18 protein-coding genes and 2 tRNA genes are annotated in these 19,583 nt (G+C 33.4%); 10 read left to right on the top strand and 10 right to left on the bottom strand.

Going from position 1 to position 19,583, the window contains the following annotated elements:
- The first annotated feature begins 9 nt into the window (after positions 1 to 9).
- Positions 10 to 786, top strand: a complete 777-nt coding sequence (locus NMY3_RS04230; RefSeq protein WP_196817683.1) for a succinate dehydrogenase/fumarate reductase iron-sulfur subunit — start codon at positions 10 to 12, stop codon at positions 784 to 786.
- A 37-nt stretch (positions 787 to 823) separates the two neighbouring features.
- On the opposite strand, the gene NMY3_RS04235 is transcribed toward NMY3_RS04230, so the two are convergent.
- Positions 824 to 1,162 (bottom strand): metal-sulfur cluster assembly factor, encoded by a 339-nt coding sequence (locus tag NMY3_RS04235; RefSeq protein WP_196817684.1) that lies wholly within the window; start codon positions 1,160 to 1,162, stop codon positions 824 to 826.
- A gap of 112 nt (positions 1,163 to 1,274) precedes the next feature.
- Here NMY3_RS04235 and argH point away from each other — a divergent pair, with 112 nt between their 5' ends.
- The 6 genes from argH to NMY3_RS04265 all read left to right on the top strand — a co-directional run bounded on the left by argH (position 1,275) and on the right by NMY3_RS04265 (position 6,544).
- Positions 1,275 to 2,777: an argininosuccinate lyase gene (argH, locus tag NMY3_RS04240; RefSeq protein WP_231100257.1), complete on the top strand. Its 1,503-nt coding sequence runs from the start codon at positions 1,275 to 1,277 to the stop codon at positions 2,775 to 2,777.
- A 74-nt stretch (positions 2,778 to 2,851) separates the two neighbouring features.
- The gene (locus NMY3_RS04245) at positions 2,852 to 3,175 is read left to right on the top strand and encodes a DNA-binding protein (protein ID WP_196817686.1); all 324 of its coding nucleotides are present in this window, start codon (positions 2,852 to 2,854) and stop codon (positions 3,173 to 3,175) included.
- Between the two features lie 33 nt (positions 3,176 to 3,208).
- On the top strand, positions 3,209 to 3,859 hold the full coding sequence (locus NMY3_RS04250) for a hypothetical protein (protein ID WP_231100258.1): 651 nt from the start codon (positions 3,209 to 3,211) through the stop codon (positions 3,857 to 3,859).
- A gap of 52 nt (positions 3,860 to 3,911) precedes the next feature.
- Entirely contained in the window at positions 3,912 to 4,829 is a 918-nt protein-coding gene (locus NMY3_RS04255; RefSeq protein ID WP_196817687.1) for a branched-chain amino acid transaminase, read from the top strand.
- A 61-nt stretch (positions 4,830 to 4,890) separates the two neighbouring features.
- Positions 4,891 to 5,844, top strand: coding sequence for a Gfo/Idh/MocA family protein (locus NMY3_RS04260; protein ID WP_196817688.1), 954 nt, complete (start codon positions 4,891 to 4,893; stop codon positions 5,842 to 5,844).
- Positions 5,845 to 6,049: 205 nt separating this feature from the next.
- On the top strand, positions 6,050 to 6,544 hold the full coding sequence (locus NMY3_RS04265; RefSeq protein ID WP_196817689.1) for an acyltransferase: 495 nt from the start codon (positions 6,050 to 6,052) through the stop codon (positions 6,542 to 6,544).
- A gap of 176 nt (positions 6,545 to 6,720) precedes the next feature.
- On the opposite strand, the gene NMY3_RS04270 is transcribed toward NMY3_RS04265, so the two are convergent.
- Complete coding sequence (locus NMY3_RS04270; RefSeq protein ID WP_196817690.1) at positions 6,721 to 7,884, bottom strand: hypothetical protein; 1,164 nt, start codon at positions 7,882 to 7,884, stop codon at positions 6,721 to 6,723.
- Between the two features lie 271 nt (positions 7,885 to 8,155).
- Here NMY3_RS04270 and NMY3_RS04275 point away from each other — a divergent pair, with 271 nt between their 5' ends.
- Positions 8,156 to 9,271, top strand: coding sequence for a DUF354 domain-containing protein (locus NMY3_RS04275; protein WP_231100260.1), 1,116 nt, complete (start codon positions 8,156 to 8,158; stop codon positions 9,269 to 9,271).
- Positions 9,272 to 9,319: 48 nt separating this feature from the next.
- Positions 9,320 to 9,408 (top strand) — tRNA-Gln (locus tag NMY3_RS04280).
- Positions 9,409 to 9,735: 327 nt separating this feature from the next.
- Here the strand turns inward: NMY3_RS04280 and NMY3_RS04285 are convergent.
- Entirely contained in the window at positions 9,736 to 9,996 is a 261-nt protein-coding gene (locus NMY3_RS04285) for a UBP-type zinc finger domain-containing protein (protein WP_196817692.1), read from the bottom strand.
- A 602-nt stretch (positions 9,997 to 10,598) separates the two neighbouring features.
- Between NMY3_RS04285 and NMY3_RS04290 the strand changes: the two genes are divergently transcribed.
- Positions 10,599 to 10,787 carry a hypothetical protein gene (locus NMY3_RS04290; RefSeq protein WP_196817693.1) on the top strand — a complete coding sequence of 63 codons (189 nt, stop codon included), beginning with the start codon at positions 10,599 to 10,601 and terminating at the stop codon, positions 10,785 to 10,787.
- A gap of 334 nt (positions 10,788 to 11,121) precedes the next feature.
- On the opposite strand, the gene NMY3_RS04295 is transcribed toward NMY3_RS04290, so the two are convergent.
- The 7 genes from NMY3_RS04295 to NMY3_RS04325 all read right to left on the bottom strand — a co-directional run bounded on the left by NMY3_RS04295 (position 11,122) and on the right by NMY3_RS04325 (position 19,453).
- On the bottom strand, positions 11,122 to 12,219 hold the full coding sequence (locus NMY3_RS04295) for a hypothetical protein (protein WP_196817694.1): 1,098 nt from the start codon (positions 12,217 to 12,219) through the stop codon (positions 11,122 to 11,124).
- Positions 12,220 to 12,419: 200 nt separating this feature from the next.
- Positions 12,420 to 13,508, bottom strand: coding sequence for a cation diffusion facilitator family transporter (locus tag NMY3_RS04300; protein WP_196817695.1), 1,089 nt, complete (start codon positions 13,506 to 13,508; stop codon positions 12,420 to 12,422).
- Between the two features lie 329 nt (positions 13,509 to 13,837).
- Positions 13,838 to 13,911 (bottom strand) — tRNA-Pro (locus tag NMY3_RS04305).
- A 92-nt stretch (positions 13,912 to 14,003) separates the two neighbouring features.
- Complete coding sequence (locus NMY3_RS04310) at positions 14,004 to 15,383, bottom strand: FAD-dependent oxidoreductase (protein WP_196818472.1); 1,380 nt, start codon at positions 15,381 to 15,383, stop codon at positions 14,004 to 14,006.
- 28 nt (positions 15,384 to 15,411) lie between these two features.
- Positions 15,412 to 15,807, bottom strand: coding sequence for a hypothetical protein (locus NMY3_RS04315; protein WP_196817696.1), 396 nt, complete (start codon positions 15,805 to 15,807; stop codon positions 15,412 to 15,414).
- A 173-nt stretch (positions 15,808 to 15,980) separates the two neighbouring features.
- The gene (locus NMY3_RS04320) at positions 15,981 to 17,975 is read right to left on the bottom strand and encodes a DUF790 family protein (RefSeq protein WP_257720005.1); all 1,995 of its coding nucleotides are present in this window, start codon (positions 17,973 to 17,975) and stop codon (positions 15,981 to 15,983) included.
- A 74-nt stretch (positions 17,976 to 18,049) separates the two neighbouring features.
- Positions 18,050 to 19,453: a DEAD/DEAH box helicase gene (locus NMY3_RS04325; RefSeq protein WP_320410462.1), complete on the bottom strand. Its 1,404-nt coding sequence runs from the start codon at positions 19,451 to 19,453 to the stop codon at positions 18,050 to 18,052.
- Positions 19,454 to 19,583: the final 130 nt, after the last annotated feature.

Genomic DNA, 19,583 nt, shown 5'->3' on the forward strand with positions numbered 1-19,583 from the left:
TGGATAGATATGAGCGAAGAAACTAACAAAATAAAATTAAAGGTATATAGAACTAATTATAACAAAAAAGAGTCTCCACATTATGACGAATTTGAAGTATCTGTTAAACGATGGACTACCGTTTTGGATGCACTGTTAGATGCCAAATCTTATTCTGACAGCAGCTTAGGAATTAGATATTCATGCAGAATGGCTTCGTGCGGGTCATGTGGCATGAAAATTAATGGCAAGCCCAGATTAGCATGTTATACAAAAATATCCGAATTAAATGACCAAACAATAGTTTGTGATCCACTGCCTAGTTTCCCAAGGATAAGAGATTTAGTCACAGATTTTACAGAATTCTTCTCTCATCACAAAAAGATCGAACCGTATATACATAATGAAAAGGTGCCCATTGAAGTTGTAAATAAAGATGATTTGGTTGAATTTAAACAGACTCCAGAAGATGTAGACAAATATTTGCAATTCTCGTATTGTATTAAATGTGGTTTATGTTATTCTGCATGTCCTACCGTAGCAACGGATACAAAGTTTCCAGGACCTCAGGCTTTGTCTCAGGCCTATCGATATATGGCCGATAATAGAGATTCTGGCGAGTCCACTAGACTTGACATAATTGATGATAGACACGGAATTTGGAGATGCCATTTTGCGGGTTCTTGCAGTAATGTATGCCCTAAAGGGGTTGACCCGGCATTAGGGATTCAGCTTCTTAAGGGCCATCTGATCGGAATTACAAAAAATGATAAAAAAATTGCGACTCTAAGGTCAAAAGAGGAATAGCAAAAAATTCATTATTTGCCTAGTAACAGACTATTTTTCACTCTTTTTTCTCATCTGGTTTTTCTGAAGGTTTTTTACTTTCATTTACCTGCTTGTTTATGGCTTCTGCCATGAAGTGATTGCTAACATTTACTTTTACATCGTTGATGCCTTCAACTTTAAAAATATTGTCTCTTACATCTTGTGCTATCTTAAATCCAAATACTGCTGGACAGAATGGACTTGTAAGATGCAAATCGACATCAACTTTTCCTTTATCGATGTCTACCTTGTCTATTAATTCTAACTCCATTATTGAAACTCCTATTTCTGGGTCAACTATTTTTGTAAGTTCATCAAATATTAGACGTCTAGTTAGTTGTAAATCTTGAGACATGATTAACATATATTGTCATCTTGCCTATTTATTAATTATTTACTAAATTCCAATATTTTTCGTCTAATCAATTTTATTATGTTAAAATATCCGTTTAAATTAAAATTTTTGAATGTATAGGTCCAGGCCCAGCGGAAATTTGGATGATAAAGCTCTATCATTTTTGTCTTCAATAGCCGAAGATGCTGACTTATTTTATTACGATATTTTGGGAAGTCAGGCTCACGTAATAATGTTATATGAAGTTGGTATTCTGACTAAAAAAGAACTAGTTGCTATTTTAAAAGGTATAGATCACTTATTGACCAATTCCGATTCATTAAACAGATATGGTGATAGCACTTCTGAAGACATCCATGAATTGATAGAATCTGCTATTATAAGGATCACCGATATCAAATCGGGTGGGAAAATGCATACTGCTAGATCGAGAAATGACCAAGTAATATTAGACATTAGAATGAAACTTCGGGATGATCTAAATCGAATAAGTGCTAATATAATTCTGCTAATAAAATCATTATTATTGCAGGCAAGCAGCAATGTTGATTCCATAATGCCTATGTACACTCATATGCAACAGGCTCAATTGGGTGTTTTTTCTCATTATTTATTATCATATTGCTTTTCTTTAACCCGAGATTTCGAAAGATATTCAGAGTCATATGAAAGGATTAATTGTTCTCCACTGGGGGCTTGTGCTATTGGAGGAAGCAGTATGAACATAGATCGTGAAAGAGTGTCATCCATGTTAGGTTTTTCAGATATTGTCTATAACAGTATAGATGCGACGAGTTCACGAGATTCATTGATAGAATTCGCTTCTACTTCTCTGACTTGTATGTTAAACCTATGTAAGGTAGCAGAGGATCTTATTGTTTGGTCTACATCCGAATTCGGTTTTGTTTTCTTGGATGATCGATTTAGCTCATCCTCGTCCATAATGCCGCAAAAAAAGAATCCTGATCCTCTGGAACTTATTCGTGGAAAGACAGGGGTCGTACAGGGAATTTTGGTAGCAATTTCTACGATCATGAAAGGATTACCTTCAGGATATAGCAGAGATTTACAGGAAATAAAACCTTTGTTATGGAAAATTACTTCAATACTTGAAGACTCTCTATCTATTATGGTCGGTGTGATATCCACAATGAGTGTAGATAAAAACAAAATGTACGCAGATTCATCTAAAAGTTACGCTATATCACTAGACATTGCAGAACAACTTATAAAAAAAGGAGGAATACCTTTTAGGGAGTCTCACAAATTAATCGGTACTTTAGTAGATTATGCGGTAAAGAATGGAAATATCCCTTTGAATCTATTAAAACTGAGTGACATATCTAAAGCATTAGGACTGATCGAATATTCAAATCCCGACCTAACGCTAGAAAAGATTCAAAGTATAATCCAAAGTTTGACTCCAGAAAATTCAATAGAATATCGCGCTACTAAAGGTTCTCCTAATAAAAATGAACAAAAAGAGATGATATCCTACATTACTACAAGAATGAATGAATATGAGGAAATTCTTGCGGATCGTTCTAATAGGTTAAAGATTGCTAATGACAAACTCAATTTGAAAATAAAAGAATTTATTGACGATTCTTCATAACATATTAATAAGAGATTATTCTCTATTACTAAAAAATCTTAGATTTAAATTATCCCATCAAATTACTTATATTGATGTCAGAAGTACACTCACAACCTAATCAACAAAACAAAGAAAATAGCCCTACAAGAGACGCAATATACATCGGTAAAAAACCATTGATGGCTTATGTAACTTCAACACTTATTCAATTGGCAAATCAACCTTCTGTAACTATTAAAGCCCGTGGTTTAAGCATTGGCAGAGCTGTGGATGTATCACAAATAATACTAAAGAGAATGGAAAATGCTGGCTATGCCGTTGGTGATATCCTTATAGGATCTGAAACCGTTCAAGCCGAGGACGGTAGAACAAGAAATGTTTCGACAATAGAAATTCAGATAAAAAGAAATTCTTAAATACCTTTAGTTTAATTTTTCTCCCTTTGTGCTATGGAAATAAAAATTGCGGCGATATTTTTAGCACATATTAACCCTTTGACTATTTCGCACGAGTCAATTATCCAAAATCTTTTACAGAATTATAGCGTTTATATTTATCCGGTCAGGTTTTTGAAAGATGGAATGGAAATAAATACACGAAGTTTCCCATTTTCCTACGAAATTAGAAAACAAATGATATTGGAATCTTTTAATTATCACAAAAATATTCATGTTCTTGGGGATTATGCTTTTCTTTCTCCATACATACAATACTTTCCACCATTCGTATCCCCTGCATTTAAGAGATTAAAAAATAAGATAATTCTTAATATCCGGGAAAATTCTTTCATAACCTATACTGGAGATAGAGCCGAACGGGTTCTGTTATCCCTCTTTGGTTTTAATCCAGTTAAAGCTAATAGACAAGTTATCTCGTCAACGAATGTAAAAAATCTTTTATATAAATCGGTTTTATCCACCGAAAATCTATACCCTAATGAGGGATCAAAAAATAATGATTTGAAATGGCATGAATATGTTTCCCCTAAAGTCGGCCAAGTGATAGAAGACAATTGGGAAACTATAAAAAATTTTTCCATTACAAAGGATGAAACTATACGTGTTATGGGTATGAAATTTCCAAAAAATGGGTTTATTTAAGTTGATTACTGTAGATTTAACACTTTTATAGAAGTAAAAAACTTGCAAATCTATGAATACTAAAAATGCTGATTTTATTTGGTTTGACGGTGAATTCAAATCATGGGATTCTGTTACCGTTCCTATTACAACTCATGCGTTACACTACGGAACGTCAGTCTTTGAGGGCATCAGGGGATACTCCAATGATCAAAATCTGTTTATTTTTAAACTTAAGGAGCATATGCAAAGATTACTTCAGTCTGCCGAGGTTTATTCTATAAATTCAAATTATACCCTTTCTGAAATGTGTACTTCTACTGTTGAATTATTAAGGAAGAATAATATTAGAAAGTCTTGTTATATTAGGCCCCTATTATTTGTTGGATTACATGGCATAGACCTTAATGTTACTAAACGCTCTCCTTCTCATCTAGCCATTATTGCTTTCCCTTTTGAAAGATATTTTCCAGAAACCGGGATAAGAACATGCATTTCTTCATGGAGAAGAATAAATGAGAACTCTACTCCACCGATGGCAAAAGCTGGCGGTAATTATATGAATTCCGTGTTAGCTACTCAAGAGTGTAAAAGAAATGGATATGATGAATCGATATTACTCGATTATTATGGGAATGTGAGTGAAGCACCAGGAGAAAATATTTTCCTAGTTCGAAATAATAAGATTTATACTCCATCATTATCGGATTCTGTGCTTGAGGGAATTACTAGAGATACTGCAATCACAATAGCAAAGCATCTTGGTTATGAGGTATACGAGCGATCCATTACCCGTACAGAATTATACATTGCCGATGAAATATTTGTTACAGGTACTGCAGCTGAAATTACTCCAATAATAAGCGTGGATAACCATAAGGTTGGAAACGGAACAGTTGGCGAATTTACAAGAAAAATCTCTGATTACTACCAAAAAATAGTAGTATCTGAAATACCTGATTTTAATACGTGGGTTACTTCAGTATGGTAAATTCAATGTTATTAGTTCTACAATCAAGAAAAATAATGCTATTTAGGAGATGTTGAAACAAATGGATGAAAAATCAATCAAAATTGCCGTAATTGGAACTGGTGGCTGGGGTAAGAACCACGTGCGTGTATTAAACGATTTGGGGGTATTGTCTGCAATTTGCGATTCAGATGAGAATAGATCTCAAGCCTTAGCAAAAAAATATAAGATCAATAGTTATTCAACTGTTGAACAATTACTTGAAAAGGAAACTTCCCTTGATGCGTGTCTAGTATGTACTCCAACCAAAACACACTTTCCAGTCGCGCAAGAAATAATTAAACATGGGATAAATGTGTTTGTAGAAAAACCATTATCTTTCTCATCAATTGAGTGCGAAGAACTTACAAAATTGTCAAAACAGAATAATGTAATTTTAACCTCTGGATACATAGAGCGTTTTAATCCTGCTGTACAGGATCTCAAGCAAATTATTGATGACAATACTTATGGGGAATTATTAATGATGGAGTTTCATAGGGAAAATAGAATGCCCATGCATATAAAAGACGTAGGTATAATCTATGATACTTCAGTTCATGATATTGATACTGCTTTGTTTATTTTTGATAGTAAGCCAAATGTGGTTTTTGCTCGTGCAGGAAAGAAGTTTCATAATTCTGAAGATTTTGCAACAATAATGTTAGGATTTCCAAATCAAAAAGTAGCAATAATTGCATCTAATTGGATTACTCCAAAAAAAGTTAGAAGATTTTCAGCAGTTTGTTCTGAGGGAACCATAACCGGAGACTTTATCACTCAGGAAATAAAAATAGATGATGAGAACCAGACACTTATTCCACGAAGGAATATTCGAGAACCATTAACCTTGGAACTAGAAAACTTTGTTAAATCTTTGTCTGGGAATATTACCAAGTATCTCGTAACTCCTGAGGATGCTACCGCCGTAACAAAGATAGCTGAGGCAGCTTTAATTTCTAGCAACACTGGGACGCCCGTTTACCTTTCTTTCTGACGTACCCGTACTTCTGCTAATAATATACACATTCTGAAATGCGTCTTGAATTGTAATGTTCTCTGATTAAGACATTAATGATCTTTTATCTTTGTCATTTTGGCTACTTAATTTGGTGTCTCAGTTCCTGCACCTCATCTGATAAGTAAATTCGTATTTTAAGTTAATTATAAATGGACTGCAATGGTAATCTAATTGAATTAGAATGTCTGAAAAAAAAGAAAGTTCTGTAATCAATTTCATTTCTCCTAAAGCTACGATTGGTAAAAATGTTAAAATATGGCATTTTGCGTATGTTGGGGATAATACCGTTGTGGGTAATGATGTTATGATCGGCTCACTTACTCACGTGGATTACAATGTTAAGATTGGAAACAACTGTAGGATAGAAGGTTCTGTTTATATTCCACCACTTACAGAGATTGGGAATGATGTTTTCATTGGCCCTGGAACTACCTTTACCAATGATCCTTATCCTATGAGCAAAAGAATGATTGGAGTGATAGTTGAGGATGGAGCAATCATTGGAGGGAGATCCATTATTAAAGCTGGTGTAACAATAGGTAAAAATAGTGTTATTGCAATGGCCTCTGTTGTAACTAAAGATATACCTCCAGATGTAGTTGTAATGGGACACCCGGCAAGGATAAAATATTCTAGGTCGGAATACGATGTAAAAAAAACTAATTGGGATGTTTAGTATTTCCTTAAATTCCATTTTTTATTCTCCTGACAAATTTATATTCTAAATTAGATCCTTTTTATTCGGATGATTTTATAAGGTTCTGAAGTAATGTTGAAAGTCGATGGAGAACAAATAATACAGATCACAATTAATGCTTCATTCCTATTCAAATTTTCTGCACAATTCTCGTACTACAATTCCATTGTGTTGAAAGTAGAGTTCGCCGCTATTATGATTAACTTGTAGTTAGGATGACGGTGATTGATATTCTTTCCCATTCTATCAATTATTTTCTTATAGTCTTCACTTGAACAGGCAATTATGATGTTGTTAGTAGAATTGGGGATATAATTTTCAACGTCTTCGATTTCTACTTCTGCAATATAATCTCGTAGTTTTGATTCCAGTAATTCTCGGATAATTGTTTTGTCTCCTCTTATTTCGTGATTGTCAATCGTCCAAAAAATAGTAACCTTTGTTCTACTGGCCTTTATCTCCCTGAGCTTTAGTTGACTTCTTGTTTCATCAACCAAGTTTTTTATGAATCCTTCAATCGATCTAATTGTCCCATTCACCATATAGCTTAATGCAGTGGAACTAGATATAGACAAACCAATAATCCTTAGATCGAACAAGCCGTTTGCTATTTCATCAAAATATATTGATTCTACATTTTTGTAAAAGATTTCTCGTTTATCTTCTTTTGATTTACCTAATTTTGAAATCTCATTGATGCATGTTAACTTTGAATAATTGTTTATGATATTAATCGAGTATACTAATTCTGCAGATGTTATACTTGCTAATTTGATATTATTTTGAATGTGATTGTTCTCATTAATCAAATCAAAAATGCTATTTAAAAATAAATTTTCATTTCTTTGTTGATGGGAACCCAATGTTATTTCAGATCTCTTGTCTGAATTTAATGGATTATAATAATATGTAACATCTATCCCAACCATTAAACCTGACTGATGTTCAATGAGTGTGATTATTTCATTATTTCCTCCAATTCCTAGTGGAACATTAATTACAATTGCAGTATTTTTCCTTAAATAAGTAATTATCTCTTTAAATTTTAATATTATTTCATTCTTTACATCCTGATTGACTTTTCTTATCCTGGGTGCAAAAAAGACGATTGGAGCATTACTAATCGCTTTATCGAAAGGTTCCAAATTTAACAGGAGCTCCTCCTCATTTAAGAAGTTAATATGTGGGTATTCTTTTACAATTTCAGAAGTGAGAACAATTCCCAACCTAGAATTTTCATCAATAATGATTACTTTTGATTGCCTACGGAGTATCTTTTTTGCAATCTCATAACCCTCAGTGCTTAATCCATAAATCACAACAAGCTTGTCTTTAGGATCACTCTTTTCTGTCTCCAGATTTTCAACATTCCTTCCACTATTATGATATGTATCTTTTGATAATTTTTTAGGTTGTTCGCTTACAGTGTCATTTGTATTATCTATTTCGTCTGAAATTCTCTACGCCCCCAATACCTTAATTTTAGATTCTTTATTTAGTTTTGGATTTATTGATTTTTATTGCAATTTCGACTAAATAACGACTTCAAGAAACGAAAGAATTTTTTAATATTAAAGAATAATTCTAATTGTGAAGATTTGGTTTGACATTTTGACTCCAAAACAAATAATGTTTTTTAAACCTGCGATTAGTATATTGCAAACCCAGGGTCATGAGGTCTTATGTACATCACGAAATTACAGAGAAGCCAATGAATTATCACGATTAATGGGATTGAATCTTTTGATGATTGGTAACCATGGAGGATCAGATCTTTATGATAAACTCTTTCAAAGTTCAAAGCGAATTATGAAGCTGGCTAAAATAATTTCAAAATTTTCACCTGATTTGGTGATCAGTTTTTCATCTCCTGAAGCTTCGAGAGTTTCTTTTGGTTTGGGAATAAATCACATTGGTTTCAATGATTCACCACATGCAGAAGCTGTTGCAAGATTAACTATCCCATTGTTAACAAAGTTGTTTTCTCCCTCTGTCATACCTATTTCCGCTTGGAAAAAATATGGCATATCCTCTAACCAAGTCATTCAGTATAAGGGCTTAGATCCTGTTGCATGGTTGAGCCGAGACATTGATGAAACCACCTTCCGACTGAACGGTAGGAAACGACCACGTGTAGGTAAAGATTTTGAATTCTTGAAAGGGTTAAAGATAGATCACTCTCGAAAAACTATCCTGATAAGACTTGAAGAATCAAAGGCTGCCTACATTTCTAACAAGAATTTGCGAGTACGACCATTAGATCTAGTAGATTTTGTTGTAAATAATTTTGCAGATAATACTACCATCATTATTCTATGTAGATATCCAGATCAAATTACAGAAATGTCCAAAAGATTCAGAAATAAGGCCATTGTATTGAGACAAGTTGTTGATGGAGTTAAATTACTACGTAATATTGATATTTTTGTTGGTGCAGGGGGCACAATGACTGCAGAGTCTGCACTACTCGGTAAACCCACTATTTCAATAGCTCCAATTCAGTTCTATATTGATGACTATTTAAGAAAAATTGGATTGGTTATTCAAGCTTCTAGTCCATTACAAATTGACAAATTATTGAAATCATTCTTAGACGATGAACAAGAATGCATTTTAATACAAAACCGTGCCGCACGGATTTTGAATAAAATGGAAGATCCGATTGAAAAACTCGTAAAATATGTATCTACAATTGATAAAAAATAGATTCGTAAAATTAATAACGTCCGTACTTACAATATAGAAATGCCCGGAAGCCCGGTAGTATTACAAGTGCCGAGTGTAGTGGCCAAGCATAGAGGCCTTTGGAGCCTTTGACCCCAGTTCGAATCTGGGCCGGGCTATTTCTATGAAGAAACTAATGTATGTTTGATTTTTATTTATTATGCTGTGCTGCTCTGTTCTGCGCTATTTTCTTGATAACATCTACCGATTTTTCCTAATGCAATAGTAAATCTGTGGAATTTGTTTCAAAGACCTAGAAGAAATCAAATGACTAGATTAAAGTATTTTTGTCACTAGTAAGATGCAACTTTAACTGTTGTTAATTTTGCATAGTCAAACCAATTTCATGATGCTATTCCCATGACAATCCTGAAATCTATAGAGTAGAATCAATTGTCTCGATAATACAAACCAGATTATCCTCGCCTTAAGGACTTTTCTTTATATCAACCATATGATTCATGTTCATAGCACCATTTCCACGATTTTTTTGGCAGTTCTACCATAACTGGATGTTTGTGATTCTCAAAGTGTTTCCTAGCATGAAGTCCGACCGAAGAATCGCAACAACCGACATGACCGCAAGTAAGACACATTCGTAATGCAACCCAATTCTTTCCTTCATTTTGACATTCTTCGCATCCTATGGTGCTTGGTGTCAATTCCTTCTTGTTAGATTTATCAATATGTTCACATATTTGTGTCATGTGTGATTATGAATATCAATGAATTTAAACACTCATTAGTACGATCTCAACTTTTATGAATTGAATTAATACGGAAATAAACTCGTTCTCCTTATCTTTACAGCATATAACCGTATCATTGGATCTGAATGGTTTCTAAAATACCACTCGATCCTTCATACCTATGTTTTAACTTTAGAATTTAAGTATCTAATAAGTTACCAACTTCATATCTTATTGATCATACACCATATTTTAAATCCTTGAATATAAGAACTCACGACCTCAAGACATGTTGGTGTTACTATTTTGAAAGTTTTTTATAGATTCTATTAAAGGTTCGGAGAATTCTCTAGTCTATATGAACTAATGTATAAATTATATCGCAAAGCAAAATAAACTAAAATTATTATCCTTTTTATAACTACTTTAATTTCTAGTTGAATGAATGAATGAATTCGATCATTATTGTATGTTGCTTGTTTTTAAGTTTTAAATCTTTGTTTGATTTAATATTTCAGGAATATAACAGCTATAAATCCTTGAATTGGCGGCTCAGACCTTCGATTGGACTTGACAAAGGTAATAGAGATTAAATAGTATGTTTCACATATATTGATATTATGCCTCAAAATAACAACAAAAATGGTAATAATAGAGGTTTAGCTTCAGCTAGCGAAGAAACTAGAACACGAGTAGCGAGGGCCGGCGGAAAAGCCAAGCATGATGAAAGAGGATTACAAGCAGCTAGCGAAGAAACTAGAACACGAGTAGCGAGGGCCGGCGGAAAAGCATCACGTAAGAATACATGATCCATTTCATTATGGGTTTACACCCAATTTACTTTCCTTTTATTCAATGATTGCGGTCCTTTCGCTCTGTTTGATATTTGTACGAATTCTGACCTTAGGTATTACTAGATTGAGGATTAAAATCTGATCTGGTTTCTGTTATTTACTTATTTTTCAGGTCTTCTAAATGTGACACCCAGTCTTTATCCATTTAAATATTTAATAAGTTTACACAAACTATTTTTAGATCATTATTGAAGATTGACTAATAACTAATTTTGAATGATCATGTTATAATACCTTAGTAAATATATGTGAGAAATAACTGATAAAAAAAATAGAAAAAAAATTACGTTTATTGTTGTCCTACAGCGTTACTACCGGTGTTATTTTGACTTTGTGAGTTTGCGTTGTTTCCTGAACCAGCAGTGTTGCCACCAGATACTACACCACTACCTTGGTTAGAGGATTGTGATTGGCCTATACCTTGGTTAGCTGTGTTGCCACCACTACCACTACCACCTTGTTGTGCTGCTGCGTTGTTTCCAGTGTTTGTTTGACTTTGTGTGTTTGCGTTGTTTCCTGAACCAGCAGTGTTGCCCCCAGATACTACACCACTACCTTGGTTAGAGGATTGTGATTGGCCTATACCTTGGTTAGCTGTGTTGCCACCTTTTCCACTACCACCTTGTTGTGCTGCTGCGTTACTACCGGTGTTATTTTGACTTTGTGTGTTTGCGTTGTTTCCTGAACCAGCAGTGTTGCCACCAGATACTACACCACTACCTTGGTTAGAGGATTGTGATTGACCAATTGCTTGGTTAGCTGTGTTGCCACCTTTTCCACTACCACCTTGTTGTGCTGCTGCGTTGTTTCCAGTGTTTGTTTGACTTTGTGAGTTTGCGTTGTTTCCTGAACCAGCAGTGTTGCCACCAGATACTACACCACTACCTTGGTTAGAGGATTGTGATTGACCAATTGCTTGGTTAGCTAAATTGCCACCACTACCACTACCACCTTGTTGTGCCAATGCATTGTTCCCGCTGTTTTGTTGGTTTTGTGCATTCAAGTTGTTACAAGAAACAAACGTTCCAGTCCCTGATACACATAGAGCATTTTGGTTAGAGGATTGTGCTTGACCTATACCTTGGTTAGCTGTGTTGCCATCATCATCATCATCATCATCGTTGCCACCACTTTGTGCTGCTGCGTTATTTCCGCTATTTGCTTGATTTTGGTCACTTAGGTTGTTACATGAGAAAAGGGTGCCGTCACCTGATACACAAACACCAAGTTGAGTTGAGGATTGTGATTGGCCTATACCTTGGTTAGCTGTATTGGTTGTAGCAAATACATTCATGGTCATTGAAGTTGGACCTAAAAGTAGTACAAATGATATTGCTAATACCGCTGAAGTCGCTAAAAATTTATTTACAGTAATGAAACTATTCATTCGATATTTATTACTAATAAAAGTATATAAACTCATTTATGTAATTATTGAATCTAATAATATTTTGTATGTGTTTTCTGTTATATTCTTTCATAGATCAAAACCGGTATATCAATAGACATGGATTTCAACTATTGAATCAGATCATTGAATATCATTCAAATAAAAAATGATTGTTGTAATTACCAACTCGACATATTTTATTTGGTGTTTTCATCCTGTTTGATATTTCTATTCATATATGAAGGTCTTTTTAATTTTATATTCCTGAACCGATCCATTCTTGAAGTTACACGCGTCTCCGAAGCGGAATAAGGATGTGGTATTACCAACACTCTCTCAATGGAGGGAAATTGAGAACTAATTACCAGCTGTATTTTTAAAGATAGCATTTCGACTTCTTCTAATGATTCCTTTCCATCAACTGCTATGTGGATCTCTGCTTGATCTATCATGCCCGAAGAGCGAAGTAATACGTCTCTAACTACTATTTTTTCGTCGCTAAATTGCTCTGAAATTATGTTTTTTATTACCACTGTTAATTTTGGGTTTTGCCATGAGTCTACTAATATCAAGGATGATTTTTTAAGTGATAAATATGAAACTGAGAAGATATAACATGATATTATCATTCCGCCTATTGCGTCCATTTGTACAAACCCAAATTGTGTTGCAATAAGTATACTAAAGAAACCAATGACTGAAGCTGATCCATCTTTTATGGAATTTCTCGCATCTGTCTTTAGTGAGAGCAAATTATACTTATTAGCTATAATGCGCATTTGAAATGCTCTATGAAGTGATAATGCACTTGCTCCGGCTAGGACTGCCATAACAATATAAGGATGTCTTATTTCATGGGGATGAATCAATGCCTGATAGGAATTATAAAAAATGACCAGACCAATCACTATCATTCCTATTGCAGCTATTAATGCTGTAAAGCTTTCAACTTTATGATACCCGAAATGAAACTTTTTGTCAGCTGGTTTATGTGCGATCCTTAGACCTAATAATACTATAAAAGAAATGGCTGCATCTGATATTGAATCTAATCCATCAGCGGTAGCAACAACACTGCCGCTGAGAATTCCTGTAATTATTTCTACAATACCTATAGCAAGTAAAGTCACAACAGAAGTTTTCGCAATCTTTTTACCTGCAATGATTCCTTCTTCGACTAAATTGGGCGATTGCTGTGTACTAATGCCGCTTTTTATTAGATTTTCCTTGAGGTCCGCGAGTTCATCAGTAGATTTATTTTCTTTACTATCTTCTACATCGTCCAAATTAATAATTTATTCTAGTATCCTGTTCACACTATTTAAAATTTGCGAGCTCGTCTATCTTTGTAAAAATTCTTACTAAATACATAATCAAAATTAGCAATTTATTAGTAAAATATTATTAATTTTAAATTATTTTGAACGTTTTCTGCCCATTACTAGATAATCTAAAGTACATGCTATCATTTAGTAGTATTGGTAATATTCCTATATCAGTCTAATTTTTGTTGGTGCAATCTTTGGGTTTCTATTGATAATATATATAACATTGTCGCAGCGTTACTTATGTGTATCATCCAAATTGGATGATCCATGAATCTATTATTCTAAAATGGGATCAGCCGGATTTGAACCGACGACCTCCAGCGCCCGAGGCTGGCATCATACCAAGCTAGACTATGATCCCTTCCTATTTTCGAATTATACTATATTATGCCTATGGCAAAAACATGTAAGTACTGTTATCAGCTTTTAATCCTTTGTTTATTAATTTTATGATCATATAAAATCAAGATCAATTTCATACTTACAAGCTTCAATTAGTTTCTGGTCAAAAAATGCTAGTTGAGTATCCTTGTGGTCATCTTCTCGATCATTTTTTATAATCCCTCGCTGGAGAAGTTTAAAAATTATTGAATAACTTATGGGGAAGGCACCTGTGGCTCCTGGAGAATTATAATTTAATATATGAAGCATGTTATTTCTCAGCATGAAAATTGGATTCATTACAAAATTTCCTTCCTTGTCTATCAAGTTTGATCGAATTCCAGCAGTTCCACGAATTCTAAAGTCTCTATCTTCTATAATGGGGAGAAACTTTTTCACCCTATTTATCATATATTTTTTAGAAATGCTACTTAATCCTTCCTTGTAGATTAGATTGAGCATTTCTGTACTGAATAACGTTCTAATTATTTTATTGTTTTTTCCCTTCATAAGTTTGTATATTTTGGGAAGGAATTCCCTAGCATTAACGATCTTGTTGTAGCCATAGGGTGAAAAAACAGGACATGCATTAGGTCCTACTTCTCTATTTCCGTTAGCTCTAATTATCCAGTGTGGATCCAAAAAAGGAAATTGTTGGAATTCAGGTACTGAATAAATACTATGGTTTGTAAGTTTGTTATATTTTGGTGGTGCTATCCAATATTCACCTCTGAAAAAAAGGTCGCAATACTGATGGATTGTTTTGGTCATATCTAAAATATTAATTGAATTGCTTCCCGCGGCGCTGATCAAAAAATCACATTTAATTTCTTTTATCTTGTTTTCAAAAAGGTTGATATATTCTAGGATAATTTCAGGACTTGGATCACTTCTATTTTTAATGTTTAGAACTTTAGATCGTGTTATAAAAGTTACTTGATGATTTTCACCGCATATCTGGGTTGCTAATCTTTGGGTAATCTGGCCGTAATTTACCGAAGCATCTTTATTACATAAGATCGCCGACTGACATTTAAGATTGGGTTCAAAAATTGATATCTCCTTTTCATCCATCATGATTATCTCCTTTTCATCTAGACCATTTTTTATTCCCCATTCCAAGTGTTGTGAAAGTGTGCTTAATGCTTTTTCATCATTTGCTACTTCAATTACTCCATCCTCTACAAACAAAATATTATTTGCTTGACAATATTTTTTCCAAAAATTATAACCATATAAGGCAGCTTTGGCCCATATTTTCTTCTTTTCAGGATTATAGATAAAAGGTGCATGGACCTTGCCGGTATTTCTCGAACTAGTATGCAAACCTGCCCTTTCTTCTTGCTCAATTATAGTTATCTTTGAGCTTGACAGAGTAGAAATAGCATATGCTAAAGTTGTTCCTAGAATACCTGCACCAATAATTACAACGTGGCTATTATGTATGGTCAGACACTCTTTCCGCTATCTCGTATTATTCTTATACCCCGGTCATAGTTACTTTGCCCATAATCAGCGACTGGTTAATCTCGTTTATTTCATGACTTTTATGTTTTCTTCTTTCTATCACATACCCCGATTTAGAATGATAATATATTATCATGTCCGTTGGATAAAATGAAATTATTGAATGGTTATCAGAATCAGATGCAAGGTGTCGAAGATGGATGCTTTCCCATTCAAAGAGTTTATCTATATTGCCATCAAAATGGAAATTGCTTCCACAAGCACACTGAACATTTCTCCAGCTTTCCTTAATATTTCTCAACCATTTGTCCTTTTTTGGCCCTACTTCAACTTTTTCAATGTTGTTCTTTTTATCAATTATTTTTGAATCATTAGATAGCTGCAAATCCCTTTTCTCCGCACTCTTCAAATACAATATATGATCTTCTTATTTTAAATCTGTTTACTTTTATGAATATATGTTATCACATCTATTAGTTTTTTGCATAAAATGCCTCAAGCCAATTGAGAAACATGATCTCTTCTGAGGGCTATTTTGCGATTCACCTAAAAACATATTTGTATTGCTCAAAAAATAATTTGCTATACGGGTAAATCCCTGTTTTTCCATGTCATTTTGGCTTTCGAGTAGTCCAGACCATTCCACTCAATATGGAATCCAAGCGACGTGAGTAAATTAAGATGTATCTTTTCGGGTATTTTTTTGGAATCTAAAATATTACATGCTTCGCCCAAATTAATGATATTTTTTATATCTTTCCAAATCTTTTCAATAAACTGCGCCTTGAGGATATAATCATCAATCATTACTAGTCGTTTTTTGGATAACTCACTTTCAAATATGAATTTGAAATCATTATTCTTATCCATCAACTCCTTGAGGCTCACCTTCAAGAATGCGTCACCATTGGTGCAATGTCTCTTCAACATTTCATCCAGGTTACCTAAATACAAAAAATTTATTTCAGATTTTATAAATTCTTCTACGAGTCCTATCATATTTTGAATGATCTTATTCTGATTCTGTGTATTGAGAACACTACGACTTATGTAAATGTTTTCAATATCTTTAATATATTTTAGTATCTCTCTGAATGAAATCTTATCGTTCTTATAAGAGGTTATCAACACATTCCTATTATTTTTAATATGGGCTATCTTATCTTCTTCATTTAATTCATACGACATCAAATTTTCAAGATTGATTACAAGGATCATGAAAAATTTTTCATCATAAGTCTTTTTCTGTAATATTTCAAATATTTTAGTTATTTTCCTATCGAGATATTCTTTTGTCCAGAAACCAATAATCTCAACAAATACACTGTTGTCAAATTTTGACAAGACAAAATCTGGTATAAAAGCAGTTTTTTGTTTTGTTATAATAGGTTCCGGTTCTCGCTCGATTGTCCATCCTGTTTTAAATAGTTCAAATTTTTGAAAGAATATCTTTTCTATTTTGCTGTCAAAAAGAATCGGCACATTAGAATTATCTATCAGGTTCTCGATATTGATTTCTTGGATGTTTAAATCCTTTCTATCTTTTGAATCATATTCACTATGGGATTTCTTGTTCTTTAGAAAAGGATCTTTCTTTGATTCATTGTTCTGATAAAAGGAATTTAAGTGCATTTTAATCATTTTATCTGAAGGAAGTGAGTTTGGATAGGACTTTTCAGATATTTCAAATTCGTAAATTAGTTTCTTTCCGCTATTTGTTACCTTGAGAATGTCTGCCTGTAGGTGCCATCTTTCTGATTTCATAATATTGGGTATTATTTTTGATATCGCGGTACCATATCTATCAGTCAATTTTATTACATTTAAAGCACCTTCAATTGAACAAATTAACGTATTTTCTTTAGAATCCTGGGTAGTTACCTCTACCACCTCTAACCAGTACATTAGACCGAGCCTTTTTACTTCTCTGAGTACTTCTTTCCACCGAGTTCCTAGATTTAAGTTCGACCCCAAATCTATTCTAATTTTTAGGCAGCTAAAAAGTAGGGTCTGAATCAAAGATACATTATAAAAAAGGAGTAACTTATTGACACTGATCGGTTCATATGTATATATTATCATGTTTTCATCAAGATCAGACCACATTACTTTTGACAACATCTCATTGGATATTCCTAGTTTACTAGATATTTTCTCAAGAATTGTTTTCCTTGTTTGCTCACTAACGGCGATATTCTGGCTGGCTGATTCATCAAAAACGCTTCTTCTAATATCCATTGCAGAGAAATTTTTGAAAATTTCGATTGGCTGTTTTGAATCGTTATGATGAGGATCTTTTGAGTTAACTAGTGATATGGATCTAAACATGCATCTTTTTTCTAAAACTGCGGCTAATCCTCTAATGAGCTTATAGTCTTTATAAGATTGCTCCAGACTCTTAAGAGACTGATTCAACTTTTCTTTTATAACGCTATTTTGATAGGAATATTCAAAAACTTGTATGACTTGTTTAGCTATCTCGATGTCTTTAGAGTTCTGTTCCAGAGAACATAAAATGGGATATATTTTATAACTTTTATTATCCAATTTACATCTTAGTAAATCTGAAGATATCATTTCTTATTCACTGACCATTCTCTGATTGTCAGACTCGGACTATTAGATCTCTTCTCATTTAGTTCTCACTGATTTTATTTATCTATTAATTGTTTTTTATTGTTTATCCCTTTATTTCTTCTGTTACTAGTGAAGATTTCGCTTGTGTCGGATGAAATTATTTCAATAAGATTAGCCATGTTTTCAGCATCCTTTTTAGGTCTGAGTAATCTTCCTAGTCTTTGAACAAATTCTCTTTTGCTTCCAGTACCACTTAGTATTATGCCCATGTTGGCATCAGGTACATCTGTTCCCTCGTCCAAAACCTTGGTGGTGACAATAATTCTGTACAATCCTTTCTTGAATTTTTCTAAGATTTCATTCCTTTCTTCATTCTTTGTTTTATGTGTTATGACAGGAATCAAAAATCTGTCTGAAATAATATAAGCCAGTTTAGTATGAACCGTAAAGATTATTGTTTTCTCTGTGGTATGGTGTTTTAATATCTTTTCTAATTCTACAATTTTTGCATAGCTATTTAGAGCTATATCTACAGCTTCATTTCTCAAAAGTAAAGCCTTTCTAAGATTGCTATTATTTCCAGATAGGATGATTAATCTTTCTAGTCTAATGGGATAGAAGATCTTTGCTTCCTTTAACAATTGGTTATATTGAAAAATTCTTCGTTTATATTGTAAAATTTCGTCTGGCAACATCTCTACCTTAATTTTTTTTAATCTAAATTTGGATAGATGATTATCTTGAGATAGTTCGTAAAAATCTTTACTAAACACTATCCTTCCTACTAATTTGTAAATATTCACATGTTTGCCATCTTCACGCTCTATTGTTGCTGTTAGACCCAATCGGTAAGGAGAAATAAACTGTTCTCCTATCAATGAATATTTATCAGAAGCCAGGTGATGTACTTCATCAAATATTAAGAATTCAAATTTGTTTCCTAGATATGCCGATTTGAGGTAAGCTGAATCATATGTTGTAATTGTAATGCTTTTTATGTCTTCATTGCCACCTCCAAGCTTGCCTATCTGGTTCTTCATCTTTAGGATATTTTCCATGGCTTCAAACCACTGTTCCATCAAGTTTAATGTTGGAACTATTACAAGCGTTGAGGTATTTGTTTTCAATATTGCATGTAAAGCAATTATTGTTTTGCCTGCACCCGTTGGTAGAATTATACATCCTTTCATATTGTGTGTTATCCATTTATTCCAAGCTTCTTTTTGATAGTCCCTTAATTCATTGGTTATTTTGAATTGGTTCCTATTGAGTGGAATGATGTAGTCTCGTACTTTATCTATATAATCAATTTTATTTCTTCTGAAATAGTGAATTATTTCCGGATAGTAGATACCTAGGGCCCGATATCTGTTAATTCTAGGGTCAAATACTGAATATGGGGTGTGAAAATCACCGTCTAATAGAATGGTGCCCTTATCATATCTTAGCTCAGTGACAGCATTTTTTTTATATGTGATATATCAAGAGGTTTTTTTATTTAAATCTATTTTCAATTCCCAATGGGGCTAGATCCTACGTGTTAATGTCGTTGGTCTAATGCCTATTTCAAAGTCTTTTTCTAACATTTGAATTACTAGGACAGTTCAT

The organism is Candidatus Nitrosocosmicus oleophilus (genome assembly GCF_000802205.1).
Taxonomy (GTDB): Archaea; Thermoproteota; Nitrososphaeria; order Nitrososphaerales; family Nitrososphaeraceae; genus Nitrosocosmicus; species Nitrosocosmicus oleophilus.

Bases quoted from the DNA above. Each gene is read 5' to 3' on its own strand.
- NMY3_RS04230 (WP_196817683.1), top strand. From the start codon at position 10: ATGAGCGAAGAAACTAACAAAATAAAATTAAAGGTATATAGAACTAAT.
- NMY3_RS04235 (WP_196817684.1), bottom strand. From the start codon at position 1,162: ATGTCTCAAGATTTACAACTAACTAGACGTCTAATATTTGATGAACTT.
- argH (WP_231100257.1), top strand. From the start codon at position 1,275: ATGTATAGGTCCAGGCCCAGCGGAAATTTGGATGATAAAGCTCTATCA.
- NMY3_RS04245 (WP_196817686.1), top strand. From the start codon at position 2,852: ATGTCAGAAGTACACTCACAACCTAATCAACAAAACAAAGAAAATAGC.
- NMY3_RS04250 (WP_231100258.1), top strand. From the start codon at position 3,209: ATGGAAATAAAAATTGCGGCGATATTTTTAGCACATATTAACCCTTTG.
- NMY3_RS04255 (WP_196817687.1), top strand. From the start codon at position 3,912: ATGAATACTAAAAATGCTGATTTTATTTGGTTTGACGGTGAATTCAAA.
- NMY3_RS04260 (WP_196817688.1), top strand. From the start codon at position 4,891: ATGGATGAAAAATCAATCAAAATTGCCGTAATTGGAACTGGTGGCTGG.
- NMY3_RS04265 (WP_196817689.1), top strand. From the start codon at position 6,050: ATGTCTGAAAAAAAAGAAAGTTCTGTAATCAATTTCATTTCTCCTAAA.
- NMY3_RS04285 (WP_196817692.1), bottom strand. From the start codon at position 9,996: ATGACACAAATATGTGAACATATTGATAAATCTAACAAGAAGGAATTG.
- NMY3_RS04290 (WP_196817693.1), top strand. From the start codon at position 10,599: ATGCCTCAAAATAACAACAAAAATGGTAATAATAGAGGTTTAGCTTCA.
- NMY3_RS04295 (WP_196817694.1), bottom strand. From the start codon at position 12,219: ATGAATAGTTTCATTACTGTAAATAAATTTTTAGCGACTTCAGCGGTA.
- NMY3_RS04320 (WP_257720005.1), bottom strand. From the start codon at position 17,975: ATGATATCTTCAGATTTACTAAGATGTAAATTGGATAATAAAAGTTAT.